The organism is Agromyces sp. NPDC055658, assembly GCF_053618155.1.
The window spans coordinates 1-8,168 of record NZ_JBSHHD010000064.1 but is presented as its reverse complement, the minus strand read 5'-3'; the positions used below and the strand labels follow the sequence as shown (position 1 = coordinate 8,168).

Here is an 8,168-nt window from a genome sequence, read left to right as displayed (position 1 = left end):
CCCGCGACCCGCGGGCGGGGCATCCGTCGTCTCAGGCGAGGCTGAGGAAGAGCCGTTCGAGCTCGTCGATCCCGATCCGTCCGCTCGCGGGCTCGTCCGATCCCTCGACTGAACGGGGCTCGGCCTCGTCGGCGAGGCACTCGCGCAGCGCCGCAGAGATGATCGCGAAGCCCGCCTTGTCGAGTGCGCTCGAGACCGTCGCGAGCCGGGTCACGACGGTGCGGCAGTCGGCACCGGACTCGACGGCCTCGATCACCGCGGTGAGCTGCCCGCGTGCGCGCTTCAGCCGGTTCGCGATGCGCCGCTGCTCCTCGAGGGCGGTGCTCACGATGCGCCGCCGAGCTCGACGGGCAGGCCCTCGCGGTGCCAGCCGACGATGCCGCCGTCGATGTTGACGGCGTCGAACCCGTGCTGCTCGAGGTAGACGACCGCCTGCGCGCTGCGGCCGCCCACGTGGCACAGCACGTACACCGTGCGGTCGCGCGGCACCTCGTCGAGGCGGGCCACCAGCTCGCCGAGCGGGATGTGGTGGGCGCCGTCGATGCGCGCCTGGGCGACTTCGGCCTCGTCGCGCACGTCGATGAGGTAGGCGTCGTCGGTGGCGTGCACCTCGGCGGGGGAGAGGGATCGCATTCGGGCTCCTTCGTCAGCGGATGGGTCGGTCAGGCGGCGCGTTCGCCGTCTGCGGGGTCGGATGCCGCAGCCGCGGCGAGTTCGCGGGCGCGCATGCCGTCGCGCCAGGTGAGGAAGCCGCCGTCGAGGTTCACGACGTCGTGGCCGAGACCGGCGAGCAGCCGGGCGGCGGTGTGCGCGCCCTGCCCCACCCGGCAGTGCACGACGATCCGCCGGCCGGCGAACTCGGCGTGGCGTTCGCGCAGCGCTTCGACGGGGATCCAGGTTGCGCCGGGGATGCGCCCCTCGTCGAGCTGCGTCTCGGCACGCACGTCGATGAGTACGGCGCCGCGTGCGAGCTCGTCGTCGAGCTCGTGCCATTGGACGACCCGGTCCTCGCCGCTCGCGAGGTTGCCCGCGATGTAGCCGAGCTGGTTGATCGGGTCCTTCGCGTGCCCGTACTGGGGTGCGTAGGCGAGCTCGAGGTCGGCGAGCCCGGAGGCGGTGAGTCCGGTCGCGATCGCGGTGGCGATGACGTCGATGCGCTTGTCGACGCCGTCGGTGCCGACGGCCTGGGCGCCGACGATGAGGTCGGTGGCGGCGTCGACGACGAGCTTCAGCGACATGGGTGCGGCGCCAGGGTAGTAGCCGGCGTGCGAGGCGGGATGGGAGTGCACGATCCGCACCGCCCGGCCGCGTTCGCGCGCACGCCGTTCGCTCCAGCCGGTCGAGGCGACGGTGAGTCCTGCGGCGTCGACGATCGCGGTGCCGAGGGCGGGGCGGGCGGGTCGTGGTGCGCCGGCGATGACGTCGGCGACGGCGCGGCCGTGCCGGTTCGCGAGGCCCGCGAGGGGTGCGAGCCGCGCCGACCCGTCGATCGCGTCGCGCTGCTCGACGACGTCGCCGACGGCGAAGATCGACGGGTCGCTCGTGCGGTGATCGTGGTCGACGACGATGCCCCCGGAGGGGCCGGTCGCGAGGCCCGCGGCGACGGCGAGGACCGATTCGGGGCGCACGCCCATCGCCGCGAACACGATGCCGGCGTGCAGCCGGGTGCCGTCGTCGAGCTCGACGTGGTCGTGGGCGACGCGCCGCACGTCGCGGCCGAGCTCGATGCCGATGCCGCGCCGGGCGAGATGGTCGGCGACGGGCGCCGCCATCTCGGGGTCCAGACCGCCGAGCACCTGCTCGCCGCGCTGCACGAGCGTCGTCGCGACGCCGCGCCGCACGAGGTTGTCGGCGAGCTCGATGCCGATGTACCCGCCGCCGATGACGACGGCCGGGCCGGCATCGCCGACCGAGGCGAGGGCGGCCATGATGCCGTCGAGGTCGTCGAGCGTGCGCAGCACGTGGATCGGGGCGTCGTCGTCGACGTCGTCGGGGCGCCGCGGTGCGGCCCCCGTCGCGAGCACGAGTTCGTCGTAGGCGATCGCCGCGACGCTCCCGCTCGCGAGGTCGCGCACCGAGACCGTCTTCGCGGCGGGGTCGACGGCCACCGCCTCGTGGCGCACCCGCGCATCGATGCGGAAGCGCTCGGCGAGCCGCTCGGGCGTCTGCAGGGCGAGGTCGTCGCGTTCGGCGATGACGCCGGAGACGTGGTACGGCAGGCCGCAGTTCGCGAACGAGACGGCGCCGCTCCGTTCGAGCACGATGATCTCGCGCTCCTCGTCGAGCCGGCGCAGGCGGGTCGCGGCCGACATGCCGCCGGCGACGCCGCCGATGATGACGGTGACGGGCGGGCGGATGGCCGAGCTGGGGTCGCGGGTGGGGATCAGGCGCACTCGACGACCCTAGCATGTATACCCATGGGGTATCCGGGAACCAGCTGAACGGGGCCGACCGCGGCGATGCTCCGAGGATTTCGCGCGTTTCGTCTTAGGGTGTCGGTGTGCAGCGGCTCGATCGGAACCAGGACGACGAGGACGAGATCCTCGGCGACGAGCCCGACGCCGCCGCCGACCAACTCACTCCGGAACCCATGCAGCAGGACATCACCCGCCCCGACGGCCTCAGCCTCGGCGACCCGGCCCTCGTCGCCGGCAACGTCGCCGAACCCGCCTGGCGACGCTGGAACTCCGAGCTCGCCGCGGTCGGCGGCCGCTCGCCGCTCGTCCGGTTCGTCGACACCCCGCGCAGCCGCATCGAGCTCTCGACGACGCACCCGGGCGGCCTGCCGCAGTTCATCACGGGCAAGTCGACCCTCCTGTCGAGCCTCATCCGCGACGAGCTGGCGCTGCGCAACGCGCGGCTCGCGGCGGCCGAGATCACGCAGAAGGGCATCGAACTGCGGAGCGTCCGCGGCGTCGAGTCGGTGCACCTCGCCATCGGGCTCGCCTCGTGGCGCAACGGCGGCGAGGAGTACCTCGCCCCTGTGCTGCTCCGTCCGCTCGCCATCCGTCGCTACGGCCGGGACTTCGAGCTCAAGCTCAAGGGCCAACCCTTCCTGAACCCCGCGCTGGCCCGCGAGCTGCGCGACCAGTTCCAGATCACGCTCGACGCCGACGCCTTCGTCGCACTCGCGATCACGAACGGCGTCTTCAAGCCGCAGCCCGTCATCGACCGGCTGCGCGGGCTCACGAGCCACCTGCCCTGGTTCCAGGTCGCTCCGCGGCTCGTGGTCTCGTCGTTCGCCGAGGTCGGGCCCGAGATGGCGATCGACGCCGCGAAGCTCGATCACCCGGTGATCGACGCGCTCGCCGGCAACCCGGCCGCGCGCGCCGCCGTGACCGCCGCTCGCGGTGAGCGCGTCAAGCCCGTCGGGCAGGACGACCGCCCGCCCTCGACCGACACCCTCCTGCTCGACGCCGACCCCGAGCAGGAGCAGGTCGTCGCAGAGATCGAGCAGGGCACCTCCGTCGTGGTGAAGACGCTCCCCGGCACGGGCGGCACCCAGACCATCGTCAACGCCATCGGCGCGCTCGTCGCGAACGACAAGCGGGTGCTCGTCGTCGGCGCGCGGCGCGCGAGCCTCGACGGCATCGCGCATCGACTCGGGCAGGTCGGCCTCGGCGGCGCCGCGGTGACCACGCCGGGTCTGCGGCGCGAGCTCATCCAGTCGATCTCCCGCAACGAGAAGGCCGAGCGGCCGCGGGTCGCCGACGTCGACGACGCGCTCGTCCGCCTGCGCAAGGTGCTGCTCGACTATCGCACCGCCCTCACGCGTCCCGATCCCGAACTGCACGTGTCGGTGCTCGATGCGCTCAGCGAGCTCGCGCGGCTCGCGCTCCTCCCGGCACCGCCGTCGACGACGGCACGGCTCGACCGAGCGGCACTCGCCGAGCTCGCGACCGGCCGCGGAGACGTCGCGCGCGACCTCGCGCGCGCCGCCGAGCTCGGCGAGTTCCGCTACGGCCCGGGTGACTCGCCCTGGTACGGCGCGTCGTTCACGTCGTCGGCAGAGGCGACGAACGCCCACGAGCTCGCGAAGCGGCTGAGCGCCGTCGAGGTGCCGCGGCTCCTCGAGCGAGGCCGCTCGCTCATCGCGCAGACCCGCCTCCGCGAGTTCGAGTCGATCGCCGAGCTCGGCGTGTTCCTCCGGCTGCTGCTCGACGTGCGAGAGACCCTCGACCGGTTCCAGCCGTCGGTCTTCGACCGGCCGCTCGGCGAGCTCATCGCCGCGACCGCCCCGCGCCGCGAGTCGGGGATGTCGGGTGCGAATCGCCGGCGCCTGCGCCGTCACGCGCTCGAGTTCGTGCGCCCCGGGGTGCACATCACCGACCTGAACGCGGCGCTCCGAGGCATCCAGCAGCAGCGAACCCTCTGGCAGCGCTACTCCGACGCGGGGGCGATCCCCGGCGTCCCGGTCGGCATCGACGACGTGCACGTCGCGTACCAGCACGTCTCGAGCGACCTCGCGACCCTCGACGCGCCGCTCGACCTCGTTGGCACGCCGCGCCAGCTCGGCGCACGGCCGATCCGCGACCTGGTGGCGACCCTCGCCGGCCTCGCCGCCGACTCGGAGGTGCTCGCGAACCTGCAGGAGCGCACCGCGATCCTCGGCCGGCTGCGCGAGCTCGGGCTCGACCCGCTGCTCGTCGACCTCGCCAAGCGCCACGTTCCCGAGCCGCGCGTCGCCGACGAGCTCGAGCTGGCCTGGTGGCAGTCGGTGCTCGAGCAGGTGCTCGCGGGCGAGAAGGCGCTGCTCGGCGCGAACACGACGGTGCTCGACCGGCTCGAGGGCGACTTCCGGCTCGTCGACGAGGCGCACGCGTCGGCTGCGGGTCCGCTGCTCGCGTGGCGCCTCGCCGAGAACTGGAAGGTCGCGCTCGTCGACCACCCCGAGGAGGCCGCGGTGCTCAAGCGGTTGCTGCGCGGCGATCGCCTGCGCGCCGACGCGCTCGTGACCGAGGCGCCGAACCTCTTCCGCGTGCTCGCCCCTGTGTGGCTCGCCTCGCCCTACGAGGTGTCGGCCGTCGACGACCGCATCGCCTTCGACACCGTCATCCTCGTCGACGCCGGGGCCACGACCATCGCCGAGAACCTCGGGGCCATCCGCCGGGCGAAGCAGGTCGTCGCCTTCGGCGACCCCGTCACGCAGACGCCGACGCTCTTCGAGACCGGCATCGACGACGGCGAGACGCCGCCCGACCGCGATCACGAGCACGGCGGCGTCGACGCCCTGCACGCCGATTCGGCGCTCGCGCGGCTCGGCGAGCTGCTGCCGACGCTGACCCTCACCCGCAGCTACCGCGCCGGCGGCGAAGACCTCGCGGAGCTCGTGAACCGGCGCTTCTACGGCGGCCGCATCGTGTCGCTGCCGTGGGCGGGCAGCTTCCTCGGGCACGGCAGCCTCGGCCTCCACTACGTCTCGGGCAACGGGCTGCCCGACTCGGTGACCGGCACGGTCGAGTCGATCGACTCCGAGGTCGCGAAGGTCGTCGAGCTCGTCATGGAGCACGCCGTCAAGCGTCCGCGCGAGTCGCTCATGGTGATCACCGCGAGCACGCGGCATGCGGCCAGGGTGCACCAGGCGGTGCTCGCCGCGTTCGCGAAGCGCACCGACCTGTCGGACTTCATCCTCAAGGACCGGGCCGAGCCGTTCACGGTGCTGACGCTCGAGCAGGCCGTCGCCCAGAGTCGCGACCGCGTCATCTTCTCGATCGGCTACGGTCGCACCCCGCACGGCCGCCTGCTCTCGAACTTCGGGTCGCTCGGCCAGCCGGGCGGCGATCGCCTGCTCGCCGTCGGCATGACCCGCGCTCGCCGTTCGATGGACATCGTCTCGGCGTTCCGCCCCGACGACATCGACGAGTCGCGGCAGAGCCACGGCGTGCTCGCCCTCGCGAACGTGCTGACGCAGACCGAGGAACGCGCGGCCGACTCGGGAGAGCGGATGGAGGTCGGCTCGATGCTGCGCGACCTCGCGTCACGGCTCGAGCGGCGTGGCATCCGGGTCAGCGTCGGCTACCGCGGACGCCTCGCGCTCGCCGCCGCCCACGCTGGCAAGGCGGTCGTGGTCGAGACCGACGATGCGTTCGTGGGGCAGAGCCTGCGCGAGTCGCTGCGGCTGCGGCCCGATGTGCTGCGCCGGCTGGGGTGGCACTACCTGCGCGTGCACAGCTTCGAGCTGTTCGGCAACCCCGACGCGGTCGCCGCTCGGGTCGCGAGCGTGCTCGGCAAGCCCGACCCGGTCGACGACGGCGCCGAGGTGCGCGCCGCCGGTTCCCGCCCGTGACCAACGAGCCCGAGCCGCGCCAGCGCGTCGAGCGTGCTCCCGGACGTGCCCGTCGGGCGAAGCTCACGCCGGCGCCGGGTTCCGACCCGTCGCCCGAGGCGCCCGTCGCGCCGGCCGAGGGCGATCAGTCGGGCGACACGACGGGGATGCCTCGGCGCACGTCTCCCGACGACGAACGCCTGCTGCGCGACCGGCCGCCGCACTGGCGGCGCGACTGAGTCTCGACCCGTCGTCGGACGGTCGATGTCGCGCTACTGGTCGCTGTGGCGGCCCGAACCGACCACGGACCCCTGCTCGGCGAGGAGGTCGCGGATCTGGGCGAGCACCGTGAGCTCGGTCTCGGGCTCCTCGGGGTCGGGCTGCCCCGCCTTGCGCTTCTGCTCGGCGCGCTCCTTGAAGTGGTTCATCGGCATGACGAACACGAAGTAGACCACGGCTGCGACGGCGAGGAAGGAGATGATCGCGCCGATGACGGCGCCGAAGCTGAACTTCGTGTCGCCGACCGTCCAGACGAGTGCCTGGTCGAGGCTGTCAGCCTTGAACAGGAGGCTGATCAGCGGGTTGATCAGATTGGTGACGATCGAGTTCACGACCGCCGTGAACGCCGCGCCGATGACGACCGCGACGGCGAGGTCGATGACGTTGCCCCGCATGATGAATTCCTTGAAGCCCTTGATCACGGCCTTCCCCCTCCGGTGTCGATTTCGGACGGGCACCACGCTAGCCGAGGCTCAGGACGATGCCGAGGCGCCCCCGCCGGTCGACGCCGGCTTCGACGAGCCCGAGCCTGACGAGCCCGAGCCCGACGAGGATGACGCCGACGAGGCATCCGACCCGCTCTTCGAACCCCCCGAACCCGCTGAGCCGCCCGCGCGCGAGTCGGTGCGGTAGAAGCCCGAGCCGTTGAAGGTCACGCCGATCGTGTTGAAGAGCTTGCGCAGCTTGCCGCCGCAGACCTCGCAGACCGTGAGCGCGTCGTCGGTGAAGGCCTGGTGGATGTCGAAGGCGTTGTCGCACTCGGTGCAACGGTAGGAATAGGTGGGCATTGCAGTCTCTCGGTGGTGGGCGGTGGTGCGCCGGCTCAGAAGGCGATGATGCGGGTGGGGGTCACGACGCCGTTGACGGGCTGATCGTGCACCTCGCGCGGCACGTGCTCGACGAACTCGCTGTCGAAGACCACGGCGTACACCGGAGGACATTTTCCCATCGACCCGAGGGTCTTGTCGAAATAGCCGCGGCCCCAGCCGAGGCGCATGCCGGTGGCGTCGATCGCGGCGGCCGGAATCACGATGAGATCGACGTCGTTGATCGCCATCGGCCCGAGCAGCTCGCCCTCGGCCTCCGGCACTCCGGTGGGACCGAGCCGCTCGGTCTGCTCCTCGCCCACGGTCCAGTCGAGCAGCCCGTCTTCGCGGGTGATGGGGAAGAGCACGCGGATGCCTCGGGCCTCGGCCCAGTTCACGAAGGGGCGCGTGTCGGGCTCGGAGGGCATCGAGAGGTAGCACGAGATCGAGTCGGCGCCGGTGGAGCCGATGAGTTCCTGGAGGCGGGCCGTGAAGCCCTCGGTGGCGTGCGTGCGCTCGTGCATCGACATGTTCTGGCGGCGCTCGCGCAGCTCCGCGCGCAGGATGCGCTTCTGGACACCGGGATCGTCGGGCATGGCTCACATCCTAGGCGGAGGCGGAGGCGGAGGCGGAGGCGGAGGCGGAGGCGGAGGCGGAGCCGGCCGGACCGGTCGCAGCCCGGATGGAAGGATCCCAGCCGGTACGCTGGAGCGCATGACTCAACGGATCACGAAGGCGGTCATTCCTGCGGCGGGGTTGGGGACGCGGTTCCTGCCGGCGACGAAGGCGATGCCGAAGGAGATGCTGCCGGTGGTGGA

Annotated in this window: 8 protein-coding genes and 1 pseudogene; 3 read left to right on the top strand and 6 right to left on the bottom strand. The window is 72.5% G+C overall.

The features are described 5' to 3' along the window. Nucleotides 1–31: 31 nt before the first annotated feature. Genes ACWGPE_RS18230 through ACWGPE_RS18220 form a run of 3 tightly spaced genes read right to left on the bottom strand, consistent with a single transcriptional unit; the run spans nt 32 to nt 2,393 of the window. Nucleotides 32–331: a metal-sensitive transcriptional regulator gene (locus ACWGPE_RS18230; RefSeq protein WP_452049215.1), complete on the bottom strand. Its 300-nt coding sequence runs from the start codon at nt 329–331 to the stop codon at nt 32–34. Next, complete coding sequence (locus ACWGPE_RS18225; protein WP_452049213.1) at nt 325–633, bottom strand: rhodanese-like domain-containing protein; 309 nt, start codon at nt 631–633, stop codon at nt 325–327. Before ACWGPE_RS18225 ends, ACWGPE_RS18230 begins: the two co-directional genes overlap by 7 nt. 29 nt (nt 634–662) lie before the next feature. Next, nucleotides 663–2,393 (bottom strand): FAD-dependent oxidoreductase, encoded by a 1,731-nt coding sequence (locus tag ACWGPE_RS18220; RefSeq protein ID WP_452049212.1) that lies wholly within the window; start codon nt 2,391–2,393, stop codon nt 663–665. A 197-nt stretch (nt 2,394–2,590) separates the two neighbouring features. Here ACWGPE_RS18220 and ACWGPE_RS18215 point away from each other — a divergent pair, with 197 nt between their 5' ends. Further along, a complete protein-coding gene (locus ACWGPE_RS18215; protein ID WP_452049214.1) occupies nt 2,591–6,286 on the top strand; it encodes an AAA family ATPase in 3,696 nt (1,231 codons plus the stop codon). Then, on the top strand, nt 6,283–6,504 hold the full coding sequence (locus ACWGPE_RS18210; RefSeq protein WP_231430283.1) for a hypothetical protein: 222 nt from the start codon (nt 6,283–6,285) through the stop codon (nt 6,502–6,504). The genes ACWGPE_RS18215 and ACWGPE_RS18210 overlap by 4 nt, the downstream gene beginning before the upstream one ends. A gap of 33 nt (nt 6,505–6,537) precedes the next feature. Here ACWGPE_RS18210 and mscL read toward each other — a convergent pair whose 3' ends face one another. Genes mscL through ACWGPE_RS18195 form a run of 3 tightly spaced genes read right to left on the bottom strand, consistent with a single transcriptional unit; the run spans nt 6,538 to nt 7,946 of the window. Next, on the bottom strand, nt 6,538–6,966 hold the full coding sequence (gene mscL, locus ACWGPE_RS18205; protein WP_376931321.1) for a large conductance mechanosensitive channel protein MscL: 429 nt from the start codon (nt 6,964–6,966) through the stop codon (nt 6,538–6,540). Nucleotides 6,967–7,017: 51 nt separating this feature from the next. Continuing rightward, nucleotides 7,018–7,332 carry an FmdB family zinc ribbon protein gene (locus tag ACWGPE_RS18200; protein ID WP_231430285.1) on the bottom strand — a complete coding sequence of 105 codons (315 nt, stop codon included), beginning with the start codon at nt 7,330–7,332 and terminating at the stop codon, nt 7,018–7,020. Between the two features lie 35 nt (nt 7,333–7,367). Further along, nucleotides 7,368–7,946: a 5-formyltetrahydrofolate cyclo-ligase gene (locus tag ACWGPE_RS18195; protein ID WP_231430286.1), complete on the bottom strand. Its 579-nt coding sequence runs from the start codon at nt 7,944–7,946 to the stop codon at nt 7,368–7,370. Nucleotides 7,947–8,064: 118 nt separating this feature from the next. Here ACWGPE_RS18195 and ACWGPE_RS18190 point away from each other — a divergent pair. Further along, nucleotides 8,065–8,168 (top strand): annotated as a pseudogene (locus ACWGPE_RS18190) (UTP--glucose-1-phosphate uridylyltransferase); the annotation flags it as partial.

What these genes read in the sequence shown, in the direction of transcription:
- ACWGPE_RS18215 (WP_452049214.1), top strand. Translation starts at nt 2,591, where the DNA reads ATGCAGCAGGACATCACCCGCCCCGACGGCCTCAGCCTCGGCGACCCG.
- ACWGPE_RS18195 (WP_231430286.1), bottom strand. Translation starts at nt 7,946, where the DNA reads ATGCCCGACGATCCCGGTGTCCAGAAGCGCATCCTGCGCGCGGAGCTG.
- ACWGPE_RS18200 (WP_231430285.1), bottom strand. Translation starts at nt 7,332, where the DNA reads ATGCCCACCTATTCCTACCGTTGCACCGAGTGCGACAACGCCTTCGAC.
- ACWGPE_RS18225 (WP_452049213.1), bottom strand. Translation starts at nt 633, where the DNA reads ATGCGATCCCTCTCCCCCGCCGAGGTGCACGCCACCGACGACGCCTAC.